The sequence below is a fragment of the Stenotrophomonas sp. S4 genome (genome assembly GCF_054187805.2).
This window is the reverse complement of sequence record NZ_CM196188.1, coordinates 925,513-949,063: the sequence shown is the minus strand read 5'-3', so window position 1 is coordinate 949,063 and position 23,551 is coordinate 925,513. Positions and strand designations below refer to the sequence as shown.

The window sequence follows — 23,551 nt, the reverse complement described above, 5'->3', positions numbered from 1 at the left end:
GTGCGAGGTCTCCGCTGGGCTGTGCCCAGTTACAAGGAAGGTGGCCGTACCTGGCCGCGGTGGTCGCCGCGCTTGCGGTCGACATTGGCCGGATCGCCCGGCTCGATACTGTCTGGCAGTGCTGGGGCGTCCGGGCGCACTTCGGCCGGATCGTATGCGTCGCCCTGTTCCGCTTTCGCGGGCCGCAGCCATCCGCCGCCCGCCACTACCTGGTTGAGGATGCCATTATCGCCTGCCGCGCCCGGCTTTCCCAAATCGGCGCCGGCGCTCTTTCCCAGCTCCATCAATGCAGATGGGGACAGCATGTCGGTCGGCAAGGTCTTGGGCAGCAGATCGGCGCCGGGCACCTGCCAGTGCGGCAGCTTCCCGTTCATCCAGGCCACGGCCGGGTTCAGCACCGGGCGGACCGCCGAGCGCTTCCAGGAGGGTTCGGCGGTCAGCGGGGTGAAGCCGGCCAGCAGCACCAGGATCGCCGCGATCAGGCCGCCACGCACGGCTCCCAGCACGCCGCCCAGCAACCGGTCCAGGCTGGTCAGCATGCTGCGGTGGATCATCGCCTTGATGACCATGCCGATCACCGCGACCACGATCATCACGCCAATGCCGACGCCCAGGTAGCCACCGACGAAGTGCTCGCCGCCGGGCGCGGCCGGGGCCGCCCACCAGCGTGCCGCATCGTTGCCGAAGGCGAAGGCCGCCCACGCGGCCAGCAGCCAAGACAGCGTGCCGATGACGATTCCAACAAAGCCACGCAGCATCCCGAGCAGGGTCGAGGCGGCGATCACGATCAGCAGCACCACGTCGATCATGGCGCCCCGCTCCTTCGGCGGCGCTGGCAACGGGCCTGCGCGTGGGTCATGGGTGCGGTCGGACCATGCCGGCCACGCCGACCTTTGCGGCGACCTGCGCCTTCAGCTGCTCGGCGTCAGCGCGGTTGGCCACCGGTCCGACGCGGACGCGATGCAGGGTGCCCTTTTCCGTGCGTACCTGCTCGACGAAAGCACTGAAGCCGGCGGCACGGACCTTGTCGCGCAGCGCATCGGCATCGTTGGCCTGGCCGAACGCGCCCAACTGCACGGCGAAGCCGACGCCACTGGCCGCCGGTGCGGCCGGCGTGGCCGGGGCCGTCGCCGGCTTGCTGGCAGTAGCCTCCGGCTTCGGCTCGGGCTTGGCCTCCGGCTTCGGGGTCTCGGGCTTCGGCGCCGGCTTGGGCGGTTCGGGCCTGGTGGTCGCCGTCGGCGTGCTTGGCGGCAGGCTTTCGCTGCGCACCGGGTTGCTGGTAGCCGACGGCGTGGTGGCCGCGGCCGGGGTGCTGGTGGTCGGCGCCGGCGTGGCGGCGACCGCCGCACTGCTGCCCGCCGCCGCATCCAGGGTAATGACTTCGGCCTTCACATCGGCGCGGATCTTCACCGCCTGCAGCCGGGCAGCCTCGGCCTGGGCACGGTCGGCATACGGCCCGACGCGCACACGCCACGCCTGGCGCCCGCTGATGGTGGTGGTTTCGGCGAAGCCCGGCATCTGCGAGCGCTTCAGGTAGGCGATCACCGCGTCGGCGTCGGCCTTGCTGCCGTACGCGCCGAACGTGACGGCGTAGTTGCCGGCGGCAACCGCCGGAGACGTGTCCACGGTCGGCGGCGTGGCCGGCGCGGCGGCCTCCTGCAGTGGCTTGGCCTGCCCGGTCTGCAGGCCGGTGGCACCACCGGCCGGAGCAACCAGCGGCAGCTCACGGGTTTCGAACTGGCCATCGGCGGGGGCATCCGGCGCGGCGATCGGCACCGAGGCCACACCGCTGTCCGGCGCTGGTCCCTTGACCAGCATCGGCAGGAAAATCACGGCCAGCGCCACCAGCACGATGGCACCAATCAGACGCTGTTTCAGAGGCGTATCCACGTGAGGCGGCAACTGTCCGGAGGTTGCGGTCGATTATACGGGTGCCGGACCGGGCGGCGTCGGCATTGGCTGAACGCGGATCAGGCGGCGCCCTGCAACCATTGCAGCGCGGCAGCAGCGGTATGGAAGGAGCCGAACACCAGTACGCGGTCACCGCGCCCAGCCTGGGCCAGTACCTGTGCCAGCGCCTGTTCGACGGTATCAGCCCGCTGGGCCTTGGCCGCCGCCGTGCCGGCCAGGCGCGCCTGCAACTGGGCAGCACTCTGCCCGCGCGGGCCGTCCAGGCCAGCCAGGGTCCACTCGCCGACCACGTCCTGCAGCGCCTGCACCACGCCCACCGCGTCCTTGTCCTGCAGTGCGGCGTACACTGCCAGGGTGCGCCCGGCCGACGCTTCGGACTTCAGCGCGCGCGCCAGCTGGCCCGCCGCCTGCGGGTTGTGGCCTACGTCCACGCGGACCTGCACACCGTCACGCTCGAACGCCTGCAGGCGGCCAGAGATGCGCGCCGCCGCGATACCGGCAGCCCACGCCGCACGCGGCACCGGCTTGTCCAGCGCGCGCAGCGCAGCAATGGCGGCACCCGCGTTGGCCAGCTGGATCGGGCCGGCCAGCGCCGGTGTCGGCAGTTCCATGCGCAGGCCGACGTCGCGCCAGCGCCAGCGCTGGGCATCGATCGGCTCGTAGAAATAATCGCTGCCGCCGCGGATCGCGTTGGCACCCACCAGATAGGCACGCGCCAGCACGCTGGACGGCGGATCGGTCTCGCCCAGGATCACCGGCTTCCAGCCACGGATGATGCCGGCCTTCTCGGTGCCGATCGCTTCGCGGTCTTCGCCCAGCCATTCGGCATGGTCGATGTCCACGGTGGTGATCACTGCCACATCGGCATCGATGATGTTGACCGCATCCAGTCGACCGCCCAGGCCCACTTCCAGTACCGCCAGGTCCAGCCCGGCGTCGGCGAACAACTGCAGCGCGGCCAGCGTGCCGTACTCGAAATAGGTCAGCGTGATGTCGCCACGCGCGGCTTCGACCGCATTGAACGCAGCGACCAGCGCGGCATCGTCCACGTCCTGGCCGTCGATGCGCACGCGCTCGTTGTAGCGCAGCAGGTGCGGCGAGGTGTAGGCGCCGACCTTCCAGCCCGCCGCGCGTGCAATGGCTTCGATGAAGGCCACGGTGGAGCCCTTGCCGTTGGTGCCACCGACCACGATGGTGCGCTGGGCCGGCGTACCCAGGCCCATCGCTGCAGCCACGGCGCGCACGCGCTCCAGGCCCATGTCGATGGTCGCCGGGTGCTGGCGTTCAATGTAGTCCAGCCAGTCGGCCAGGGTGGTCGGGGTGTTCGTCACGGCAGCAGTTCCAGCAGAAGCAGTTGATGCGAGGGGATGGATCAGAGAGCGCGGTGCTTGGCTTCGCCGAAGAACGGCGTGTGGTGGGCGCAGTCGTTCAGGCGCACCACTTCCAGGCTGTCCAGGTCGGCGCCTTCAAGCAGGTTGAGCGTGGTCGGTGCCTGGCGGAAGGTCCACAGGCGCGAGATCGGCAGGCCCAGCACCTTGCACAGGATCACGCGGTTGACCGCGTCATGGGCGACCACCAGCAGGGTGTCGTGCTCGCCAAGGCCTTCGGTGGCGCGGGCCAGGCCGCGCCAGCTGCGCTCCAGCACCAGGCGCAGCGATTCGCCGCCGGGCATCAGCACGGTATCCGGCTCCTCGCGCCAGGCCTGCAGGCGCGACGGATCCTTTTCATTGATTTCGCTGGCCAGCAGGCCTTCCCACTCACCGTGGGCGATTTCCTGCAGCTCCGGCTCGGTCAGCAGCATGTCGGCACGGGCGGCGCCAAGCGCCAGCTGCGCGGTGCGCTGCGCGCGCGACAGCGGCGAGGCGACGGCACGGGTGATGTCCACCGAGGCCAGGCGGGCACCCAGTGCCTGGGCCTGGGCCTCACCGATCGGCGAAAGCGGAATATCGATCTGGCCCTGGTAGCGGCCTTCGGCGTTCCACGGCGTTTCGCCGTGGCGGGCAAGCAAGATGCGCATGCGTGCAAGGGGTCCTGGGGGGAGGAGGTTTCCGCGTTTCGTTCACATCCTGTGAAGTACGCGGAACAGGGATGATACCTGTTCGGCGCACCGGGCCGGGCCGGGCATGAAAAAACCCCGCGACCTGCGTCGCGGGGTTTCGGAGTTTCCAGCCATCGGGTCGAGGTTGCCGGCCAGCGGCCGGTACTACCGCAACCGAGTTACTTGGCCAGGTTCAGTTCCTTCAACAGCTGCGGCGCCGGCGCCACTTCCTGCATGATCCACTGCATGTAGCGGCTGTCGACGGCGATCATGCGGGTCATCACCGGGTCGAACACCCAGTTGGAGCTGACCGATTCCCAGTTGCCATCGAAGGCCAGGCCGACCAGCTTGCCGTTGGCATCCAGCACCGGCGAACCCGAATTGCCGCCGGTGATGTCCAGGTTGGACAGGAAGTTCACCGGCACCGAGCCAATGCGCTTGTCTTCCAGGCCACCGTAACGCTTGGCCTTGACCGCATCGAGCAGCGCCTTCGGCGAATCGAACGGATCTTCGCCGGTTTCCTTCGCCGCCACGCCTTCCAGGGTGGTGAACGGGGTGTACTTCACGCCGTCCTTGCCATAGCCCATGACGTTGCCGAAGGTGATGCGCAGCGACAGGTTGGCGTCGGGGTAGACGAACTCGCCCTGGCTCTTCTTGTAGTCAGCCACGGCCTGCAGGTACAGCGGACGTGCGGTCAGCGATTCGCCTTCGCGGATCTTCTTCTGCTCTTCCTGCTTCAGCAGTGCCGGCATGACGGCCACGGCGTACTGGATGGCCGGATCGCTGCTGGCTTCGAACGCGGCACGGTCGGCCTTGAACCACTTCAGGCGGGTGTCCAGGCTGCCCAGCTCGGTGCCGCTCAGCTTGTTCACCAGCGACTTGACCGCAGCGGCATCGCTGCCGGCCAGCCACTTGTTCAGCACTTCGTTGTCGCGCTGCGCGGCCGGCAGGGCCACGTACTGGTCCAGCCAGTAGGTCTGCAGCTGCTGGTCCATCTTCGCCACGTAGCGGCGGTCCATCTGCTTCAGGCCACCTTCGATGGTGGTCAGGTCGCGTTCCTGGTAACCGGCTTCGCGTTCGGCATCCGGCTTGCTGCGCTCGATCGACAGGCGGTACAGGGTGATCGCTGCGCCAACGGCCGAGGTGTTGTTGAACTGGCCGACGAACAGGTCGCGTTCGCGGGTCGACTTGCTGGTATCCAGATGCTTGAGCAGCTGCGCGTGTGCAGCCAGGGCCGGCTTGCCGGCAGCGCCCTGCTTCTTCAGCCACGCCAGCACGGCGGCTTCTTCAGCCTGCTTCTGGCCAGCGGCGTCGATGCGCTTGAAGCCTTCCAGCTGGCCCAGGTAGTTCTTGGCCACGTTGTTCATGCTGGCGGCGGTGGCGGCGTACTTCACCTTGACGTCGGCGTCGGCCTTGCCGGCGTCGGCGATCATCTTCAGCACCGCGTTGTAGTGCTTGGCGATGGTCGGGTAGGTGAAGCTGGCGGTTTCGTTGAACTCACCGGCCAGTGCGTAGCGGTTGGTGCGGCCTGGGTAGCCAGCCACCATCACGAAGTCGTCGGCGCCCAGCGGCTGGTCGGCGAACTTCAGGAAGTGCTTGGGCTGGTACGGCACGTTGTCGGCGGCGAAGGCAGCCGGCTTGCCGTCCTTGCCCACATAGGCGCGGTAGAACGAGAAATCGCCGGTGTGGCGCGGCCACATCCAGTTGTCGACGTCACCGCCGAACTTGCCGACGCTGCCCGGGGGTGCGTAGACCAGGCGCACGTCCTTGATTTCCATGTTGCGGAACAGGCGGTAGGTGTTGCCGCCAGAGAAGCTGTACAGGCGGCAGCGGAAGCCGGCGTCGGCTTCACAGGCGGCCACCTGGGCCTTGTCGAAGGCGTCCAGCGCGCGGCTGCGGGCCAGCGGGTCGTTGCCGGCGGCAGCGATGGCGGCCTTGGCCTGGGTGGTGACGTCGGTGATCTGGTCGAGCACGAACACGCGGGCGTTCGGTCCGGCGCTCAGTTCGTCCTTCAGGGTCGGCGCGTTGAAGCCGTCCTTGATCAGGTTCTTCTGCGCGGTCGAATTCAGCTGGATGGCGCCATACGCGCAGTGGTGGTTGGTGACCACCAGGCCCTGCGGCGACACGAAGCTGGCGGTGCAACCGCCGAGGGCGACGACCGCGCCCATCGGGTCGCCGGTGAGGTTGGACAGCTGCTCCGGGGACAGCTTCAGGCCAGCCTTCTGCAGCGGACCGGCGATTTCCGGCAGCTGCTGCGGCACCCACATGCCTTCAGCGGCATGGGCGACCTGGGCCAGCCCGAGGCTGGCGACGATGGAGAATGCAAGCAGGTTCGAGCGCATGGAGCGGCCCCTGGTAGTGGAACCCTCGATTGTAGCCCGCCGCCCTGCCCCGGCCCGAACCCCGGAAGTCATGCAATCAGGTGCTTCCACCGTTCAGCCTCTCCATTGCGATCGGTCAGAGGCGAGAGGCCAGGCCGATGCAGGACACGCCGTAAACCCATCCATGGGGGCTCGGTCGCGCCATCCATGGCGCTCACGGTCCTGCATCGGCCTGGCCTCTCGCCTCCCCACAGTCCCCTGGCCTCGGACGGTAGCGCCGAGCCATGCCCGGCGAGCGAAGCGACGCCGCTGTTCGCAGTACGTTCGAAACGCCCGCCGGCGCACGCCTTTCGTTCCGCCATTGCACCCGCAGCGCAACATGGGAAATCCGCGCGGCACCCTATAATCCGCGCTTTCCCCCTGACGAGTTCCACCCCGATGGCGCAGCAAACGATGAAGGCCCTGGTCAAGCGCGAAGCGGCCAAGGGCATCTGGCTGGAAGAAGTTCCGGTTCCGACCCCGGGCCCGAACGAGGTCCTGATCAAGCTGGAGAAGACCGCGATCTGCGGCACCGACCTGCACATCTACCTGTGGGACGAGTGGAGCCAGCGCACCATCAAGCCGGGCCTGACCATCGGCCATGAGTTCGTCGGCCGCATCGCCGCGCTCGGCTCGGCGGTGACCGGCTATGAGATCGGCCAGCGCGTCTCGGCCGAAGGCCATATCGTCTGCGGCCACTGCCGCAACTGCCGTGGCGGCCGCCCCCACCTGTGCCCGAACACCGTCGGCATCGGCGTCAACGTCAACGGCGCCTTCGCCGAATACATGGTGATGCCGGCCAGCAACCTGTGGCCGATCCCGGACCAGATCCCGTCGGAACTGGCCGCGTTCTTCGACCCGTACGGCAACGCCGCACACTGCGCGCTGGAATTCGACGTGATCGGCGAAGACGTGCTGATCACCGGCGCCGGTCCGATCGGCATCATCGCCGCCGGCATCTGCAAGCACATCGGTGCGCGCAACGTGGTGGTGACCGACGTCAACGACTTCCGCCTGAAGCTGGCCGCCGACATGGGCGCGACGCGCGTGGTCAACGTCGCCAACCAGTCGCTGAAGGACGTGATGAAGGAACTGCACATGGAGGGCTTCGACGTGGGCCTGGAAATGAGCGGCAACCCGCGCGCGTTCAACGACATGCTCGACTGCATGTACCACGGCGGCAAGATCGCCATGCTCGGCATCATGCCCAAGGGCGCCGGCTGCGACTGGGACAAGATCATCTTCAAGGGCCTGACCGTGCAGGGCATCTACGGCCGCAAGATGTACGAGACCTGGTACAAGATGACCCAGCTGGTGCTGTCCGGCTTCCCGCTCGGCAAGGTGATGACCCACCAGCTGCCGATCGACGAGTTCCAGAAGGGCTTCGACCTGATGGAAGAAGGCAAGGCCGGCAAGGTGGTACTGAGCTGGAATTGACCCTTCGCCGAGCGCGATGGGTGGGTGCCGAGCTTGCTCCGCACACCTTGAAACTGAAAAAGGCGCCCGATGGGCGCCTTTTTCGTAAAGCGTGCCAGGCAAGCCTGGCACCTACCGAAGCAAGGGTTATTTGCCGATGGCCACGGTCAGCAGCACGCGGCTGTGTGCCAGCTTGCCCGAGTTCTCGCGGCCATTGCCGTCGGTACCGTAGTAACCCAGGCCGACGTTGAACAGGCCGAACTGGCGGCTGACGCCGACGTTCCAGTCGGTGTAGTCCTTGGCCAGGCCCTTCTCGAAGCTGCTGCGGCCGACGTTGGCGTTCAGCGTGAAGTCCTGCGGCAGGCCCCACTGGCCGCCGACGCCGTAGTACCAGCCATCGGTGCCGCTGCTCCACTGGTCGTTGGTGTAGGCCACGGTCAGCTTGTAGGTGTCGTCGAGCGTGGTGGTGGTCACCAGCTCGTTGTAGTTCTGGTGGCTGGCACCGATGTAGGTGTAGCGGTTCAGCAGCACGTCGAAGTTGACGCGCGAAGTGACGTCCACGCCGTAGCCGATCTGGTAGTCGATCTCGGTGTTCGGGTCACCCGGACCGAAGTCCACGCCCGAACCCCACACACCGGCATACAGGCCCACCGGCGAGGTGTAGGTGAAGCCCGCCTGCAGGGTCGGCTTCTCGTCGGTCTGCGACACGCCACGGAACAGGTAGTCGGAAACGGCGGTGACATTCCAGCTGTACGGCGATTCGTCCTCCTGCGCGCTGGCGGCGAACGGGGCGGCCAGGGTCAGGGCAGCGGCAATGGCGAGGCAGGCACGGGCGTGCTTCATGAGCGTCTCCGGTGGGGGCGGTGGCGTGGCGTGGAAGGCGGGAGCGGCCGGAACGCGACAGCTCCGGTTCACGAATTCTTAACCACTTTGCTATTGCGATGCAACATGTGCCGGCCGTGGCGATGCCCCATCCGGCCCGGTTGGTGACCGACGATGCCCGGTAGAATCAGCGGTTTCCCCGTTCAGAGCCGTGCCCACGCCATGACCGACGCCTCCTCCGCCCTGACCCGCCACTACGCCGAGGAACTGGACGCCATCCGCGCCCAGGGCCTGTTCAAGTCCGAGCGGATCATCACCAGCCCGCAGTCGGCCGAGATCACCCTCGACGACGGCCGCAAGGTGCTGAACTTCTGCGCCAACAACTACCTGGGCCTGGCCGACCATCCGGACCTGATCCAGGCCGCCAAGGACGCACTGGATACCCACGGCTTCGGCATGGCCTCGGTGCGCTTCATCTGCGGCACCCAGGACCTGCACAAGCAGCTGGAGAAGCAGATCGCCGATTTCTTCGGCAAGCAGGACACCATCCTGTATGCAGCCTGCTTCGATGCCAACGGTGGCCTGTTCGAGCCGCTGCTCGGCGAGAACGACGCGATCATTTCCGACGCGCTGAACCATGCTTCGATCATCGACGGCGTGCGCCTGTGCAAGGCCAAGCGCTTCCGCTACGCCAACTGCGACATGGCCGATCTGGAAGCCCAGCTGCAGGCCGCCGATGCCGCCGGCTGCAAGACCAAGCTGATCACCACCGACGGCGTGTTCTCGATGGACGGCTCCATCGCGCCGCTGGACGAGATCACCGCGCTGGCGAAGAAGTACAACGCACTGGTGCACATCGACGAATGCCACGCCACCGGCTTCCTTGGCGCCACCGGCCGTGGTTCGGCCGAGGTCAAGGGCGTGCTGGAGAAGATCGACATCATCACCGGCACCCTGGGCAAGGCCATGGGCGGCGCACTGGGCGGCTTCACCTGCGCCAGCGCCGAAGTGATCGAACTGCTGCGCCAGCGCTCGCGCCCGTACCTGTTCTCCAACTCGCTGCCGCCGCATGTGGTGGCCGCCGGCATCAAGGCGTTCGAAATGCTGGCTGCCGCCGACGACCTGCGCAGCACCCTGGCCGAGAACACCGCCTACTTCCGCGAGAAGATGACCGCCGCCGGTTTCGACGTGAAGCCGGGCGTGCATCCGATCAGCCCGGTGATGCTGTATGACGCACCGTTGGCGCAGAAGTTCGCCGAGCGCCTGCTGGAAGAAGGCATCTACGCGATCGGCTTCTTCTTCCCGGTGGTGCCCAAGGGCCAGGCCCGCATCCGTACCCAGATCAGCGCCGCGCACAGCCGCGAGCACCTGGACCGCGCGATCGATGCCTTTACCCGCATCGGTGTCGAGCTGGGCGTGGTCAAGGGCTGATCATGGCCGGGGTCGGAGCCCTTTCCTGCGGAAAGGGGTCCGACCCTATCAAAGCGTGCCGACCAAGGTCGGCACCCACCGGAGCTTGAGGGCGTGCCGACCAGGGTCGGCACCCACGGGCATTACTTCTTTTTCTTCTTGCCCTTCGGCTCTTCCTTGCTGGCCACCACCACCGGCTTGGCGGCAGCGTCCTGGCCGTTGCCCTTGGCAACGCGGATGCCGTTTGCCTTCATCCAGGCATCGAACTCATCGGCAGTCATTTTCTTGTCGCCGTCGCTCATCAGGAAGCGGTAGCTGCCGCGACCATCCAGCTCCGGGGTCTTCACTTCCACCACCGGGGTCTCGGCAGGCGTTTCCGCCTTGGCCACCTTCTTGTGGCCGCCACAGGCGGTCAGCAGCACCATCGGCAGCAGCAGGCCTGCACAGCGCAGGGTTTGGTTGAGGGTCGGGTGGTACATGGCAGGCTCCGTTCGGGAAATTCAACAACCAGGCGCCCCCTACGCCTGGAACGGTGGCCGGCAACTGCCGGCCGCGGGCGATGATCAGCCCGGTGCAGCGGCCCCCAGCCGCTGCTGGTCACTGACCTCCAGCACCCGCCATTGCCCCTTGCCGAGATCGCCGAGCAGCAGCCCACCGATCGCGACCCGGACCAGGCGCAGCACCTGCAGGTCGAAGGCCGCCAACAGGCGGCGGATATGACGGTTGCGGCCCTCGTCGAGGACCACCTCCAGCCATGCGGTCTTGTCGCCACTGCGCAGCACGCGCACGGCCTGGGCGACGAGGAACTCGCCCTCGTCCTCGACACCGGCGCGCAGCGCGGCCAGGGTGTCCTCGTCGGGCAGACGATCCACCTGCACGTGATAGGTCTTCTGCGGGCCGGTCTCTGGATCGGTCAGGCGCGCCGCCCACTGCGGATCATTGCTGAACAACAGCAACCCTTCGCTGGCCTTGTCCAGGCGCCCGACCGGCGCGATCCACGGCAGGCCGGCACCATCAAAGCAGCGATACACGGTGTCGCGACCACGCTCGTCCTGCGCCGTGGTCACCACGCCGCGCGGCTTGTTGAGCATCAGGTACAGGCGCTGCGGCGCATCCATCGGCTGGCCATCGACTTCGATCGGTGGCGCAGGCTGTCCAATCGGGAATTCGGGATCACGGACGATGCGGCCGGACACGCGTACGCGGCCCTCGGCGATCCAGCGCGCGGCCTCGCTGCGCGAGCACACGCCGGCCTTGGACAGCACGCGCGCCAGCCCATGGCGCACGCCACTGGAGACATTCGGAACCGCACGCCCACGCGGTGCGTGGGAGCGGGCGGCGGGGGCGGCAGGTGGGCGGCGCGTGCGCAAGCCTCTGCTCCCCGCAGCGCTTACTTCTTGTCGACCGGCTTGGTCTCAGCCGGTGCTTCGGCCGCAGCCGGAGTAGCGGCCGGAACCGGACGCGCCTTGACCACGCGCACACCGCGCGCCTTCATCCAGGCGTCGAATTCTTCAGCGGTCATGCGCTTGCCGTTCTGGCTCATGTCGAAGCGCCACGGCGTGTTGTCGAACTCGGTCTGCGGCTTGTAGGCCGCCGGATCGTTCGGCTTCACTGCCGGCGCGCTCGGGATGGCCTTGGCGATGTTCTGGCAGCCATCGATGCGCAGGCGCTGCAGCACCTGGTCCAGCGACTGCGACGGATCGTAGTTGCTGCTCAACACGCCAGCCGGCATGCCCAGCTGGTTGCCACGGATGTACAGCTCGTCGGCCACCGGTGCGATGGTCGTGGCGGGCAACGGCAGCGGCGACGCGCTGGTGTTGACCGAGCAATCGACCGCAGCGTGGGCGGCGGGAACCAGGGCCAGCGCCAGGACGGCGGCCGATGCAGAGCGCAGCATGAGGGACATCCACGGAAGGAAGTGACGCGGCGAGTTTAGCAATGCCGCGTCAGCTTTCAAGCGCCACTTTCAATGAATACGGCAACTCATTGGTTTTACGAGTAAAGTTCCGACGAACGGTTGCTCTCGCGCACGAAACGCCGGCTTCCGGGCCGCAGAAACAACAAGACCCGGCCGAAGCCGGGTCCTGCTGTGTCCTACTGGCAGAGCGTCAGAACTTAGTTCTGGACGTTCAGCTCGGTACGACGGTTCTTGGCGCGACCTTCCGGGTTGTCCGAACCATCCGGGTTGGTGTTCGGAGCAATCGGACGGCTCTCGCCGTAGCCGATCGGGCCGACCAGACGACCGGCGTCAACGCCGTTCTTGGTCAGGTAGTTGTACACGGCGGTAGCGCGACGCTCCGACAGCTTCTGGTTGTAAGCGTCGGTACCCTTCGAGTCGGTGTGACCGGCAACTTCAACGCGCAGATCCGGGTAACGCTTCAGGATCTCGGTGGCTTCGCTCAGGATCGCCACGGCGTCCGGACGCAGGTTCGACTTGTCGAAGTCGAAGTTGACGCCCTTCAGGTCGATGGAGACCGGAACCGGGCAACCGTCCGGACCGATGGTCTGACCCGGCTGCGAGTTCGGGCACTTGTCGTCGCAGTTGTTGACGCCGTCACCGTCGTCGTCCAGGTCGGCGCAGCTCGGGGCAACCGGAGCCGGAGCCGGAGCAGCCGCGACCGGAGCCGGGCCCAGCGGGATCACGACGCCGACCGAAGCCAGCACATCGCCGAACCAGCTTTCGTCCTTGGCGGCGATGCTCTGGTCGTCGAAGTCAGCGCGGTAGGCCACTTCGGCGCGGACAGCAACACGCTTCTCGAAGGTGGTCTGCAGGCCGACGCCCAGCTTGGCGGCAACGTTGCCGTCCTTACGCTTGCGCGGACCGTTGTTGTCCAGGGCAGCGTACTGCTCTTCCGACTTCTGGTAGCCCAGGCCACCGACGATGTACGGGTTCCAGCCGCGGCCTTCCTTGATGAAGTGGCGACGCAGGTCCAGCGAGACGCCGTACTGCGACCAGTTCAGGTCCTGGTTGCTGTCGAAGTTCGGGTTCTGGTAGTTCAGCTCACCGTCCAGCGACCAGTTCGGGCTGATGAACTTACCCAGGCCCAGGGTCACGAACGGAGCGTCATTGGTCAGACGGTCGCTGTCCTGGAAGTTGAAGCCGGCCGAACCGGTCAGGTACCAGCGGTCATCGAACTCCTGCGCCGAAGCTGCCTGGGCAAAAGCCAGGCCGCCCAGCAGCGCGGCAGTAAGGATCTTCTTGTTCATTGAGTACAGCTCCTATTTCGGGGGTATGAAACCGGTAGAGGCATGGGCCAGCACTAGTGCGTCGATGTACGACAGCCGATTCAGCACGCCACCGCCGCGAACATTATGCTCAGGCGGGTGAAGGCCATGTTAACAGTCCCGTAACATGTGAAGTGTTGCGCCCGACCGTCCACCGGTCCGACGTTGAAACCCTATACAGGATGATGAAAATCCGCAAGACCCCCACGCTGCAAGGGTTTGACGGGGTTTAAGCGGCAAAAACGACATATTGCGCAACACACTGCATCACACGGTTCAGCAGGTTTGCGGAAACGTGAGGAACCTTATGATGGGATCACGAACCCAGCCGGAGCCGTGATGAAAGCCGTCGCCCTGAGTCGTGAATACGCACCTTCCCTGCGTGATGTCCTGCTGCCACCGCCGCTGCCGCCACGCGGCCGCGACCTGCTGGTCCGGATCGAAGCGGTATCGGTCAACCCCGTCGACGGCAAGCAACGGGCCGCCACCGATCCGGCCACCCTCGAGGTTCCCCGGGTGCTGGGCTGGGACGCCGCCGGTGTGGTCGAAGCCATCGGTGACGAGGCCAGCCTGTTCGCCTCCGGTGACGAGGTCTACTTCGCCGGCGACGTTACCCGGCCGGGCTGCAACGCCCAGTACCAGTGGGTGGACGAGCGCCTGGTCGCCCGCAAGCCGACCACGCTCGATTTCGCGGAAGCCGCCGCGCTGCCCCTGACCACGCTGACCGCCTGGGAGCTGCTGTTCCAGCGCATGCCGCTGCACCTGGATGATCGCCGCCATGGCGGCCAGCACCTGCTGGTGATCGGCGGCGCGGGCGGCGTGGGCTCGATGGCGATCCAGCTGGCCCGCCATGCCGGCTTCGAGGTGATCGTCACCGCCTCGCGCGCGGCCTCGATCGACTGGTGCCGGCAGATGGGGGCCACGCATGTGATCGACCATCGGCAGCCGCTGCAGCCCCAGTTGCAGGCACTGGGCATCGATGCGGTGCAGGTGGCGCTCAATCTGGCCGACACCGATCACTACTGGGACGAACTGGGCCAGCTGCTGGCACCGCAGGGCCATGTCGGCCTGATCGTGGAGCCGCGTGGCGCACTGCGCATCGGCGATCCGTACAAGGCCAAATGCATCGGCATCCACTGGGAATTCATGTTCGCGCGCTCGCGCTTCGCCACTGCCGACCGCATCGAGCAGCACCGCATCCTCAGCCGCGCCGCCAGCATGATCGATGCCGGCCAGCTGCGTGGCACGCTCAGTGAAACGCTGGGCTCGATCAATGCAGCCAACCTGGATATCGCGCATGAACGCTTGGCCAGCGGGCGCACGGTGGGCAAGCTGGCGCTGGTGGGCTGGGACGACTGACGCTTCATATAGCGCCCCACGTGCAGGATCGGTGCTGCCTGTACCGGCGGATTCACCGGCATCTGTATCTATGGAAGCAGCAGGAACGGGGATACGGTGGGAACAGATTCCCTTCCCCTGTGCCCGCCATGCCTACCGCCCTGCCCCTGCGCCTGCTGCAACTGATCACCGGCCTGTTCCTGTATGGCTTCGGTGCCTCGCTGATGATCCGTGCCGCTATCGGTGTTGCGCCCTGGGACGTGTTGTCGCAGGGCATCGCTGCACAGACGCCACTGTCCTTCGGCCTGGCGACCAATGTCATCGGTGCGCTGGTGCTGCTGCTGTGGTGGCCACTGCGCCAGAAGCCGGGCGTCGGCACCGTGCTCAACGTGATGCTGATCGGTCCCTCCGCACAGTTCGGGCTGTGGCTGCTGCCGCCGGCCGTCGGCCTTGGCTGGCAGCTGGCGATGTTCTGTGCCGGCATGCTGCTGGTCGCGCTGGCCACCGGCCTGTACATCGGCGCCCGCCTCGGCCCGGGACCACGCGATGGCCTGATGACCGGCCTGCATGCCCGCACCGGCTGGCCGATCTGGAAGGTGCGCAGCCTGATCGAAGGCAGCGTATTGCTGCTGGGCTGGTGGCTGGGCGGCAATGTCGGCCTCGGCACCCTCGCCTTCGCCCTGCTGATCGGCCCGCTGTGCGGGGTCACGCTGGGCTGGTTCGGCATCGGCCGCACCCCGGTAGAGCCGGCCGCTGGCCGGCAGCCGCAATCACCCTGAGCTGGCCGGAATGCCGGCCAGCGGCCGGCACTACCGCCCCCGGAGTTCGGGGGCAGCGCCGCAGGCGCGGGGGCGTGGAGGCCGGTAAGTGGGGCCCGCGGTTCGCGCAGCGAATTGCGGGAGCGACAGCACGCATGTGCCGAGCGTACCCGGCCAGCCGCCGACACTGCCCACCAGGCGGCCCTTGCCCCGGCCGCCGTTTCGCGGCACGCTTCGCGCTTCCGTACGCAAGCGTATCGACCATGTCGCCAGCCAACGAAAGCGCCTATCCCCATCTGTTCGCCCCGCTGGACCTGGGCTTCACCCAGCTGCGCAACCGCGTATTGATGGGCTCGATGCACACCGGCCTGGAAGATCGCGCCCGCGACTTCCCGCGGCTGGCGGCCTACTTCGCCGAGCGCGCCGAGGGCGGAGTCGGCCTGATCGTCACCGGCGGCTTCGCGCCGAACGTGGTCGGCTGGCTGAAGCCGTTCGGCGGCAAGCTGTCCTGGCCGTGGGAAGTGCGGCCGCACCGCCAGCTCACCGCCGCTGCGCACCAGCACGGCGCGAAGATCTGCCTGCAGCTGCTGCACGCTGGCCGTTACGCCTACCACCCGCTGTCGGTGGCGCCGTCGAAGCTGAAGGCACCGATCAACCCGTTCACCCCCCGTGCGTTGTCGGCCAGCGGCATCGAGCGCCATATCGCCGACTACGCACGCAGCGCGAAGCTGGCCCGCGAGGCCGGCTACGACGGCGTCGAGGTGATGGGCTCGGAGGGCTACCTCATCAACGAGTTCATCGCCCCGCGCACCAACAAGCGCACCGACCGTTGGGGCGGTGACGCCAGCCAGCGCATGCGCTTCGCGGTCGAGATCGTGCGCCGCATCCGCGAGGCCTGCGGCCCGGACTTCATCATCATCTATCGCCTGTCGCTGGTGGATCTGGTCGACGACGGCAGCAACTGGGAAGAGATCGTGCAGCAGGCGCAGGCAATCGAGGCGGCCGGCGCGACGATCATCAATTCCGGTATCGGCTGGCATGAAGCGCGCATCCCGACCATCGCCACCTCGGTGCCGCGTGCTGCCTTCGCCGGGGTCACCGCCAAGCTCAAGCCGCATGTGAAGGTGCCGCTGGTGGCGACCAACCGCATCAACATGCCCGAGGTGGCCGAGCGCATCCTCGCCGATGGCGGCGCCGACATGGTGTCGCTGGCGCGCCCGCTGCTGGCCGACCCGCAATGGCCGAACAAGGCCCGTGCCGGCCGCGCCGAGGCGATCAACACCTGCATCGCCTGCAACCAGGCCTGCCTGGACCACGTGTTCGAGAACAAGCTGGCCAGCTGCCTGGTCAACCCGCGCGCCGCGCATGAGACCGAGCTGGTCTATCGCCCCACCGCCACGCCGAAGAAGGTTGCCGTGGTCGGTGCCGGCCCCGCCGGCCTGGCCTGTGCCACCGTCGCTGCCCAGCGTGGTCACCAGGTCACCCTGTTCGATGCCAACGAGGAGATCGGCGGCCAGTTCAACGTGGCCAAGCGCATCCCGGGCAAGGAAGAGTTCCACGAGACCCTGCGCTACTTCCGTCACAAACTGGCCGAAACCGGCGTGCAGCTGCGCCTCGGCACCCGCGCCGACGCCGCCACCCTGGCCGGGTTCGACGAGGTGGTGCTGGCCACCGGCATCACCCCGCGCAAGGTCGACTTCCCCGGTGCCGACCACGCCAAGGTGGTCAGCTATCTGGACGTACTGCTGGGCCGGGTCGAAGTGGGCGCCAATGCGGCGATCATCGGCGCCGGCGGCATCGGCTTCGATGTCGGCGAATTCCTCAGCCACGCCGGTGAGTCCCCCTCCCTTGACCCGCAGCGCTGGATGGCCGAGTGGGGCGTGGACAGCAGCTTCGAGGCCCGTGGCTCGCTGGCCAGGCCCGAGGTCGAGGCGTCACCACGGCGGCTGTGGCTGCTGCAGCGCAGCCCGGGCAAGCCGGGCGCGCGGCTGGGCAAGACCACCGGCTGGATCCATCGCGCCACGCTGAAGGCCAAGGGCGTGCGCATGCTCGGTGGTGTCGAGTACCTCGGTGTGGACGACGAAGGCCTGCGCATCCGCGTGGACGGCAGCGAACAGCTGCTGCCGGTCGACCATGTGGTGATCTGCGCCGGGCAGGAACCGAACCGCATGCTGCAGGCAGAATTGCAGGCGGCCGGCATCAACGCGCAGCTGATCGGCGGTGCCGATGTGGCCGCAGAACTCGATGCAAAACGCGCCATCGACCAGGGCAGCCGGGTCGCTGCCGCGCTCTGATGAGCGCCTGAATGGGGGACGGAATGTGATTTCCGTCACCCCCGTTGAACCTGAATGTCAAGCCGAGCGGTTCACGATGCGTTCGGCTATGCCCCCCTACCTTGCGCCATCTTTCCGCTCACCAGCCAGTTTCCGGTGAGCCGGCGCAGCCCCCACGATCGGTACTGATCGTTTCTTTTGGGGCTGCCCACGGGGCGGCCCCGATGGCCGCCTCCCCATGACGCCAAGTCGTCCCCCGCCTCCTGTCGCCCCGCGGCCGGAACCGGAGGGTGCGGCCCATACGGAGCAAGGAGTTATATGAAACTGGCCTGGATTCTCTGGCTGTCGCAGTTGTTGCCGCAGCCGGCCGCTGATTCACTGTGTCTGAGCACCACCGTTTACCTGGAAGCCCGCGACCAGACCCTGCGCGGCCAGCAGGCCGTCGCCGAGGTCGCACTGCGCCGTCTCGACAGTGGCCTGTGGGGCGACTCGATGTGCCAGGTGGTCACCGCACGCAAGCAGTTCGCGCCGACCATCGTCTCCCCCGGCACCCAGCTGGGCAACGATGCGGCGTGGAGCGAGGCGATGAACGTGGCCTTCGACGCCGAGCGCAACTGGGCGCTACCGGCCGGCGAGCGCCGCGAAATCGTGCCCGGTGCCAGCCACTTTGCTGCGCTGTCCATCGCCAGCCCGAACTGGCGCAATGCCTACCAGGTGGCCACCATCGGCGATCACACCTTCTATAAGGTGCAGAACCTCAAGCCGCGGCAGTCGTAACGATCCGTGCTGGCGGCAGCGTTGCCGCCCGCCGCCAGGCTCTGGGATAGTGGGGGCCTTCCCGCCCGCATCACCTGGAGTTCCCATGAAGCTGTACAGCAAGCCCGGTGCCTGTTCCACCGCCGACCACATCGCCCTGCAGTGGACCGGCCAGCCGTTCGAGGTTGAACTGCTGAACAAGGACACCCTGAAGGGTCCGGAATTCCTCAAGATCAATCCGGCCGGCGCCGTTCCCGCGCTGGTCGACGGCGACTTCGTTCTGCTGCAGAACGCCGCGATCATGGGCTACATCGCCGACAGCTTCCCGCAGGCCGGCCTCGGCGGCGATGGCAGCCCGCGCCAGCGCGCCGAAGCCACCCGCTGGTTGGCCTTCGTCAATTCCGACGTGCATCCGGCCTTCTCGCCGCTGTTCTCGCCAGGCAAGTTCATTGCCGACGAAGGCCAGTACGACGCGATCCGCGCCGCCGCACACAAGCGCCTGCGTGGCCTGTTCGAGACCGCCGACAAGCAGCTGGCCGACAAGCCCTGGCTGGCCGGCTTCCGCAGCTTCGCCGACCCGTACTTCTACATCACCCTGCGCTGGGCCGCCGGCACCAAGGTCGACCTGTCCGGCCTGGACAACCTAGCCGCGTACAAGGCGCGCATGGATGCCGATGCCGGCGTGCAGGCAGCACTGAAGGCTGAAGGCCTGGCCTGACGCCACCGGCTACCAAGCGGGGTCGGATCCGTCTGCGCAGCAGGCGGCTCTGACCCCCTCGGCTCCAACGGGGTGATCAACCGATCTGGCGGATCACTTCACCCTTGGCATCGCGCAGGTAGGTCGGCACCACTTCGATGCGCAGCGCCCCGGCCACCGGATAGATCCCGCGCTCGGCACGCACGCCTGCCAGGGCCTGCAGGCCCATCTCGTCCAATGCCCAGCGCGCGCTGTCGGCCGATACCTCGCCGGTTTCACCGCGCGCGGCCGGAATGAACTCCCACTGCCGCTCGCGGCTGACCAGTTCCAGCGATTTGCCGTGGCGCAGGCGCAGCGGCAACAGTTCGCACACGCTGGCGACCTGGCCGGCGCCGAGCACCAGCGTGGTGACGCCCGCCTCCTGGCGCCAGTCCAGGGTCTCGATGAACAGCATGCCGGTGCTGGAGCCCTCGCGCTCGCTGCCGGCCTGCACCTGTGCGGCCAGTGCCGGATCGTCCAGCAGATTGCCGCGATGCAGATCGCTGATCCACAGCGCCATCGCCGGCAGCAGCGCCTGCAGCACACCACGCGTCGACCAGCGCTTGACCGCCTCCATCTCCTCATCGGTCAAGCCGACCAGCTGCAGGAACTGCAGATGGCCGTTGGCCGTGTCCCGCTCCGGCAACTGCGGGTCGGCAATGAAGGCCAGATGGCACAGCCGCGTGCCGGTCTCCAGCGCGATCGGGCCGTTGGCGTTGAGGTGGTGGCCATCCTCGAACACATTGCCGCTGCCGAACACATAGCGCGCCAGGTTCTGCAGCAGGTTCATCGGCCACACGGGGGGCGTGCTGCCGGCGTTCTCACCGGCGTCGGCAGCGAGGCGGAAGGTCAGCTCGAAACCATAACCGCTGGCATCCGCATCACGGCTCTCCTTGGCGTACAGCTCGGAGAAGCCGTAGGTGATGTAATGCCAGTGCGGGACCGGCGTATCCGCCCAGTACACGCTGATGCCATCCAGCGGATCCTGGCCCCCAAGCGTATAGGGAAGCGCGGTGCCGAAGTGGCGCGGCTCCTGGCCGGCATACAGCGGCGCCAGCGCCGCATTGATCGCGTCCCAGCCTGGGGTGTCGGTGTCGTCGTGGTGGTCCTGCACGCGGGACTCCTTGTGGGGAAGTGAACCGATCACTTTACGCGGTGGCTCAGGCCTGCACGACCTCACTGCCAGCGTTCACCACGGCCGCCTGGGTTTCCTGCCACCAGCGCTGCGCCAATGCAGGGCTGCGCGCCTTGCCCACCGCCGCCAGCAGTTCCGGGCACAGGCGCTCCAGCGCCAGCGCATCGGTGCAGCGTTCGATCTTCAACTGCATGAAGTAGCCCTTCAGGCCCAGGTGACGGCGCACCGCCTCGCTCATCGCGTCGTACAACTGCTGGTACAGCGCCGGATCCTGTTCGCGGCCGGTGCTGATGCCACGCGCCGGTGCCACCTCTGCGCTTCCGCCGATCACTTCGATCAGGCCCTGTGCTGACAATTGCTCCAGTGCGTCCGGTGGTGCGCGCAGGCCTTCGAACAGGCCGCGCAGTTCGGCGTCGTCGCGATGGCCGTCGACCATCAGCAGGATTGAACGCAGTGCCGCCGGCAGGCGCCGGCTACGGTCTTCGATTTCCTGACGGCCAGCAGCCGTCTTGGCGTGCAGCAATGCCATTGCCTCCCCCTCCCTTGATGCGCAATGCCGGCGCACCCTCGCGGGCACGCCCCCCTGGGTGCCATCCCCGTGCGGCACGCGCGTTCCCCGGCGCGCGCCGCGTGTTGCAGGTCGATGACAGGCCGAGCTTAGCGCAAGTGCGCAGGGGAGTGCCGGCCGCTGGCCGGCAATCTGGGGATTGATGGGGGTGCCGGCCAGCGGCCGGCATTAACGGGTCAGCGGCCCAGCGCCCGGCGGATCTCCTCCAGCGCGCTGGGGTCGTCCAGCGTCGACAGGTCACCCGGGTCGCGCTGCTCCGCCAGCGCCTGCAACGATCGCCGCAGCAGCTTGCCCGAACGGGTCTTGGGCAGTGCATTGACCACGTGCACGTGCGCCGGGCGCGCCACCGCGCCGAGCGAGGTGGTCACCGTGGCCATCATCTCGGCCACCACCGGCGCCGGATCCTCGCCATCCAGACCCTGCTTGAGGGTGACGAACACCAGCGGCACCTGCCCCTTCAGCTCATCCTTGACCCCGATCACGGCGGCCTCGGCCACGCGCGGGTGACTGGAAATGGCCTCCTCGATCTCGCGCGTGCCCAGGCGGTGCCCGGCCACGTTGATCACATCATCGGTGCGGCCGAGGATGAAGGTGTAGCCATCATCATCGCGGATCGCCCAGTCCAGCGAGCTGTACAGCAGTTCCTTGAAGTGGCTGAAGTAACTCTGCAGGAAACGGCTGTCGTCGTTCCACACCGTGCTCATGCAGCCCGGCGGCAACGGCGGCGACACCACCAGCACGCCCTTCTGCCCCGGGGCGACTTCCTCGCCGGTGTTCTCATCGATCACCTTCATCCGGTAGCCGAGGTTGGGGAAGCCCGGCGAACCGAAGCGCACCGGCTTCATCTCCAGGCCCGGCAGCAGGGTCAGTGCCGGCCAACCGGTTTCGGTCTGCCAGTAGTTGTCGATGATCGGCTTGCCGAGCGCTTCGCTGATCCAGTGCGCGGTGGGTTCGTCCAGCGGCTCGCCGGCCAGGAACAGATATTTCAGCGCGCGCAGGTCGTGGCGATGGATGAAATCGGCGTCGTGCTTCTTCAACACGCGGATGGCCGTGGGCGACGAGAACATCGTGCGCACGTTGTACTGCTCGCACAGCGCCCACCAGATGCCCGGGTCCGGGTTGGTCGGCAGCCCCTCGTACAGCAGCGAGGTACAGCCGCCGATCAGCGGGCCGTACACATTGTAGGAATGGCCTACCGCCCAGCCGACATCGGACGTGGAGAACATCACCTGTCCCGGCCTGCAGTCGAACACGGTCTCCATCGACTGTGCCATCGCCACGGCATAACCACCGACATCGCGCTGCACGCCCTTCGGCTTGCCGGTGGTGCCGGAGGTATACAACAGGTAGCTCGGCTCGCTGGCTTCCAGCCACTGCACCGGCACATCGACTTCACCGATCTGCGCACGCAGCTCGGCGTATTCCACATCGCGGCCCGACACGCGAGGCTCGGCTGCATCCAGTCCGCGCGACACGATCAACACATGCGGTGGTGGCGAAGCCGCTTCGGCGCAGGCCGCGTCGACCATCGGCTTGTACGGAATCAACTTGCCACCGCGCATGCCGGCATCTGCCGCGATCAGCAGCTTGGGCTTGGCGTCGTCGATGCGCAGCGCCAGGTTGTGCGCGGCGAAGCCACCGAACACCACCGAGTGCACCGCACCGATGCGCGCGCAGGCCAGCATCGCGAACACGGCTTCGGCCATGTTCGGCATGTAGATCACCACGCGGTCGCCGTGGCCAACGCCGAGATGCTTGAGCACCGCGGCGAAGTCGTTCACTTCGCGATACAGCTGGCGATAGGTGATCTCGCGGGTGCTGTTGGTCTCGGTGGAAATGGCAACCAGCGCGAGCTGGTCGGCGCGCTCGGCGAGGTGGCGATCGACGGCGTTGTAGCAGAGATTGGTTTCACCACCGACGAACCAGCGCCGGAACGGCGGGTTGCTGTAGTCGAGCACCTGCTGCGGCGGTTTGTGCCAATGGATGCGCTTGGCTTCCTCGCCCCAGAAGGCCTCCGGCTCGTCGATCGAGCGACGGTAGGTTTCCTCGTAGTTCATGACGCAGCCCTCCCAGACAAAGTCATGGGTTCGAGGATAGTCCGGCGCTGCCGCGCGGGCCGTCCTACCTTGGTAGGGGGTGGGGTTTTGTTCTGCAGGGCTTGCAGCCCTGCACCTGCAGAGGCCGAAGCCAAAGCCAAAGCCAAAGCCAAAGCAACAGCAGACTATCCGTGGGAGGGCGGGATGGGCCCGGTTGCGGGAGACGCCGTAAACCCCGCTCCGCGGTCCGGCCCAGCCGCTGGCGACTGTGCGTTCGGGCGCTTGCGAAGCAGTGCTTCGCAAGCAAAGCACCCTCACCCATGGGGGCTTGGCCGCGGCATCCATGCCGCGGACACTCCCGCAACCGGACCCACCCCGCCTTCGACAGATTCCGCGATCTGTCGGAACGGCGTATTGCCCTGGTGGGTGTCGACCTTGGTCGACACGGTAGATCCACGCCATGCGTGGATGATTCATTCGATATCTGACAGAAAAATCGTGTCGACCAAGGTCGACACCTACCAACAGCGGCGCAGAACGACGGCCGCAGTTATCAACAGCCGCAGGAACCTGTCGAAGGTGGGGCGGTGTCGGAGTGCGGGGTGTCAGCCGCATGGGCCCGAGGCATGCCTCGGGCGGGTTGGGTAGGACGCCCAACCCCGGTCTTGCCGTGTGCGCAGGACAGCGCACACGAGCAAGCGGCTGCCAAGCCTACACGGACGTACTTGCGGCGTCCCCGCACTCCGACACCGTCCCGCCAACCCACGGA

20 protein-coding genes are annotated in these 23,551 nt (G+C 67.2%); 7 read left to right on the top strand and 13 right to left on the bottom strand.

The window, feature by feature from the left end:
- Positions 1-29: 29 nt before the first annotated feature.
- From ACUZUJ_RS04280 to ACUZUJ_RS04260, 5 genes are all read right to left on the bottom strand, one after another.
- Complete coding sequence (locus tag ACUZUJ_RS04280; protein WP_458220811.1) at positions 30-809, bottom strand: CvpA family protein; 780 nt, start codon at positions 807-809, stop codon at positions 30-32.
- Between the two features lie 46 nt (positions 810-855).
- Positions 856-1,890 (bottom strand): SPOR domain-containing protein, encoded by a 1,035-nt coding sequence (locus ACUZUJ_RS04275; protein WP_197587013.1) that lies wholly within the window; start codon positions 1,888-1,890, stop codon positions 856-858.
- A gap of 80 nt (positions 1,891-1,970) precedes the next feature.
- The gene (folC, locus tag ACUZUJ_RS04270; protein WP_458220810.1) at positions 1,971-3,242 is read right to left on the bottom strand and encodes a bifunctional tetrahydrofolate synthase/dihydrofolate synthase; all 1,272 of its coding nucleotides are present in this window, start codon (positions 3,240-3,242) and stop codon (positions 1,971-1,973) included.
- A gap of 41 nt (positions 3,243-3,283) precedes the next feature.
- Complete coding sequence (locus tag ACUZUJ_RS04265; RefSeq protein ID WP_010483945.1) at positions 3,284-3,928, bottom strand: histidine phosphatase family protein; 645 nt, start codon at positions 3,926-3,928, stop codon at positions 3,284-3,286.
- 200 nt (positions 3,929-4,128) lie between these two features.
- Positions 4,129-6,291 (bottom strand): S46 family peptidase, encoded by a 2,163-nt coding sequence (locus tag ACUZUJ_RS04260; protein WP_101764989.1) that lies wholly within the window; start codon positions 6,289-6,291, stop codon positions 4,129-4,131.
- Between the two features lie 432 nt (positions 6,292-6,723).
- Here ACUZUJ_RS04260 and tdh point away from each other — a divergent pair, with 432 nt between their 5' ends.
- A complete protein-coding gene (gene tdh, locus ACUZUJ_RS04255; RefSeq protein ID WP_032955954.1) occupies positions 6,724-7,746 on the top strand; it encodes an L-threonine 3-dehydrogenase in 1,023 nt (340 codons plus the stop codon).
- 126 nt (positions 7,747-7,872) lie between these two features.
- Here tdh and ACUZUJ_RS04250 read toward each other — a convergent pair whose 3' ends face one another.
- Complete coding sequence (locus tag ACUZUJ_RS04250) at positions 7,873-8,568, bottom strand: TorF family putative porin (RefSeq protein ID WP_458220809.1); 696 nt, start codon at positions 8,566-8,568, stop codon at positions 7,873-7,875.
- 201 nt (positions 8,569-8,769) lie between these two features.
- Between ACUZUJ_RS04250 and kbl the strand changes: the two genes are divergently transcribed.
- On the top strand, positions 8,770-9,978 hold the full coding sequence (gene kbl / locus ACUZUJ_RS04245; protein ID WP_458220808.1) for a glycine C-acetyltransferase: 1,209 nt from the start codon (positions 8,770-8,772) through the stop codon (positions 9,976-9,978).
- A gap of 122 nt (positions 9,979-10,100) precedes the next feature.
- Here kbl and ACUZUJ_RS04240 read toward each other — a convergent pair whose 3' ends face one another.
- The 4 genes from ACUZUJ_RS04240 to ACUZUJ_RS04225 all read right to left on the bottom strand — a co-directional run bounded on the left by ACUZUJ_RS04240 (position 10,101) and on the right by ACUZUJ_RS04225 (position 13,164).
- The gene (locus ACUZUJ_RS04240) at positions 10,101-10,436 is read right to left on the bottom strand and encodes a hypothetical protein (protein WP_049446728.1); all 336 of its coding nucleotides are present in this window, start codon (positions 10,434-10,436) and stop codon (positions 10,101-10,103) included.
- An 84-nt stretch (positions 10,437-10,520) separates the two neighbouring features.
- On the bottom strand, positions 10,521-11,327 hold the full coding sequence (locus tag ACUZUJ_RS04235; protein WP_014036119.1) for a pseudouridine synthase: 807 nt from the start codon (positions 11,325-11,327) through the stop codon (positions 10,521-10,523).
- A gap of 20 nt (positions 11,328-11,347) precedes the next feature.
- Positions 11,348-11,854: a hypothetical protein gene (locus tag ACUZUJ_RS04230; protein ID WP_458220807.1), complete on the bottom strand. Its 507-nt coding sequence runs from the start codon at positions 11,852-11,854 to the stop codon at positions 11,348-11,350.
- 218 nt (positions 11,855-12,072) lie between these two features.
- Positions 12,073-13,164, bottom strand: a complete 1,092-nt coding sequence (locus tag ACUZUJ_RS04225; protein WP_014036117.1) for an OmpA family protein — start codon at positions 13,162-13,164, stop codon at positions 12,073-12,075.
- Positions 13,165-13,521: 357 nt separating this feature from the next.
- Between ACUZUJ_RS04225 and ACUZUJ_RS04220 the strand changes: the two genes are divergently transcribed.
- The 5 genes from ACUZUJ_RS04220 (at position 13,522) to ACUZUJ_RS04200 (ending at position 19,025) form a co-directional block, all read left to right on the top strand.
- Entirely contained in the window at positions 13,522-14,541 is a 1,020-nt protein-coding gene (locus ACUZUJ_RS04220) for a zinc-binding alcohol dehydrogenase family protein (protein ID WP_049446735.1), read from the top strand.
- 128 nt (positions 14,542-14,669) lie between these two features.
- On the top strand, positions 14,670-15,299 hold the full coding sequence (gene yczE / locus ACUZUJ_RS04215; RefSeq protein WP_049446737.1) for a membrane protein YczE: 630 nt from the start codon (positions 14,670-14,672) through the stop codon (positions 15,297-15,299).
- Between the two features lie 242 nt (positions 15,300-15,541).
- Complete coding sequence (locus ACUZUJ_RS04210) at positions 15,542-17,572, top strand: FAD-dependent oxidoreductase (RefSeq protein WP_458220806.1); 2,031 nt, start codon at positions 15,542-15,544, stop codon at positions 17,570-17,572.
- 297 nt (positions 17,573-17,869) lie between these two features.
- Positions 17,870-18,328 carry a cell wall hydrolase gene (locus ACUZUJ_RS04205; protein WP_004154513.1) on the top strand — a complete coding sequence of 153 codons (459 nt, stop codon included), beginning with the start codon at positions 17,870-17,872 and terminating at the stop codon, positions 18,326-18,328.
- Positions 18,329-18,413: 85 nt separating this feature from the next.
- On the top strand, positions 18,414-19,025 hold the full coding sequence (locus ACUZUJ_RS04200; RefSeq protein ID WP_101764983.1) for a glutathione S-transferase N-terminal domain-containing protein: 612 nt from the start codon (positions 18,414-18,416) through the stop codon (positions 19,023-19,025).
- 76 nt (positions 19,026-19,101) lie between these two features.
- Here the strand turns inward: ACUZUJ_RS04200 and ACUZUJ_RS04195 are convergent, their stop codons facing one another.
- The 3 genes from ACUZUJ_RS04195 to prpE form a co-directional block, all read right to left on the bottom strand.
- Entirely contained in the window at positions 19,102-20,157 is a 1,056-nt protein-coding gene (locus tag ACUZUJ_RS04195) for a suppressor of fused domain protein (protein ID WP_458220805.1), read from the bottom strand.
- A gap of 46 nt (positions 20,158-20,203) precedes the next feature.
- Positions 20,204-20,707: a hypothetical protein gene (locus ACUZUJ_RS04190; protein ID WP_049446744.1), complete on the bottom strand. Its 504-nt coding sequence runs from the start codon at positions 20,705-20,707 to the stop codon at positions 20,204-20,206.
- Positions 20,708-20,922: 215 nt separating this feature from the next.
- Positions 20,923-22,803, bottom strand: coding sequence for a propionate--CoA ligase (prpE, locus tag ACUZUJ_RS04185; RefSeq protein ID WP_049446747.1), 1,881 nt, complete (start codon positions 22,801-22,803; stop codon positions 20,923-20,925).
- Positions 22,804-23,551: the final 748 nt, after the last annotated feature.

Bases quoted from the DNA above. Each gene is read 5' to 3' on its own strand.
- tdh (WP_032955954.1), top strand. From the start codon at position 6,724: ATGAAGGCCCTGGTCAAGCGCGAAGCGGCCAAGGGCATCTGGCTGGAA.
- ACUZUJ_RS04280 (WP_458220811.1), bottom strand. From the start codon at position 809: ATGATCGACGTGGTGCTGCTGATCGTGATCGCCGCCTCGACCCTGCTC.
- ACUZUJ_RS04210 (WP_458220806.1), top strand. From the start codon at position 15,542: ATGTCGCCAGCCAACGAAAGCGCCTATCCCCATCTGTTCGCCCCGCTG.
- yczE (WP_049446737.1), top strand. From the start codon at position 14,670: ATGCCTACCGCCCTGCCCCTGCGCCTGCTGCAACTGATCACCGGCCTG.
- ACUZUJ_RS04190 (WP_049446744.1), bottom strand. From the start codon at position 20,707: ATGGCATTGCTGCACGCCAAGACGGCTGCTGGCCGTCAGGAAATCGAA.
- ACUZUJ_RS04260 (WP_101764989.1), bottom strand. From the start codon at position 6,291: ATGCGCTCGAACCTGCTTGCATTCTCCATCGTCGCCAGCCTCGGGCTG.
- ACUZUJ_RS04250 (WP_458220809.1), bottom strand. From the start codon at position 8,568: ATGAAGCACGCCCGTGCCTGCCTCGCCATTGCCGCTGCCCTGACCCTG.
- ACUZUJ_RS04265 (WP_010483945.1), bottom strand. From the start codon at position 3,928: ATGCGCATCTTGCTTGCCCGCCACGGCGAAACGCCGTGGAACGCCGAA.
- ACUZUJ_RS04230 (WP_458220807.1), bottom strand. From the start codon at position 11,854: ATGCTGCGCTCTGCATCGGCCGCCGTCCTGGCGCTGGCCCTGGTTCCC.
- ACUZUJ_RS04225 (WP_014036117.1), bottom strand. From the start codon at position 13,164: ATGAACAAGAAGATCCTTACTGCCGCGCTGCTGGGCGGCCTGGCTTTT.
- ACUZUJ_RS04220 (WP_049446735.1), top strand. From the start codon at position 13,522: ATGAAAGCCGTCGCCCTGAGTCGTGAATACGCACCTTCCCTGCGTGAT.
- ACUZUJ_RS04205 (WP_004154513.1), top strand. From the start codon at position 17,870: ATGAAACTGGCCTGGATTCTCTGGCTGTCGCAGTTGTTGCCGCAGCCG.
- kbl (WP_458220808.1), top strand. From the start codon at position 8,770: ATGACCGACGCCTCCTCCGCCCTGACCCGCCACTACGCCGAGGAACTG.
- ACUZUJ_RS04200 (WP_101764983.1), top strand. From the start codon at position 18,414: ATGAAGCTGTACAGCAAGCCCGGTGCCTGTTCCACCGCCGACCACATC.
- prpE (WP_049446747.1), bottom strand. From the start codon at position 22,803: ATGAACTACGAGGAAACCTACCGTCGCTCGATCGACGAGCCGGAGGCC.
- ACUZUJ_RS04240 (WP_049446728.1), bottom strand. From the start codon at position 10,436: ATGTACCACCCGACCCTCAACCAAACCCTGCGCTGTGCAGGCCTGCTG.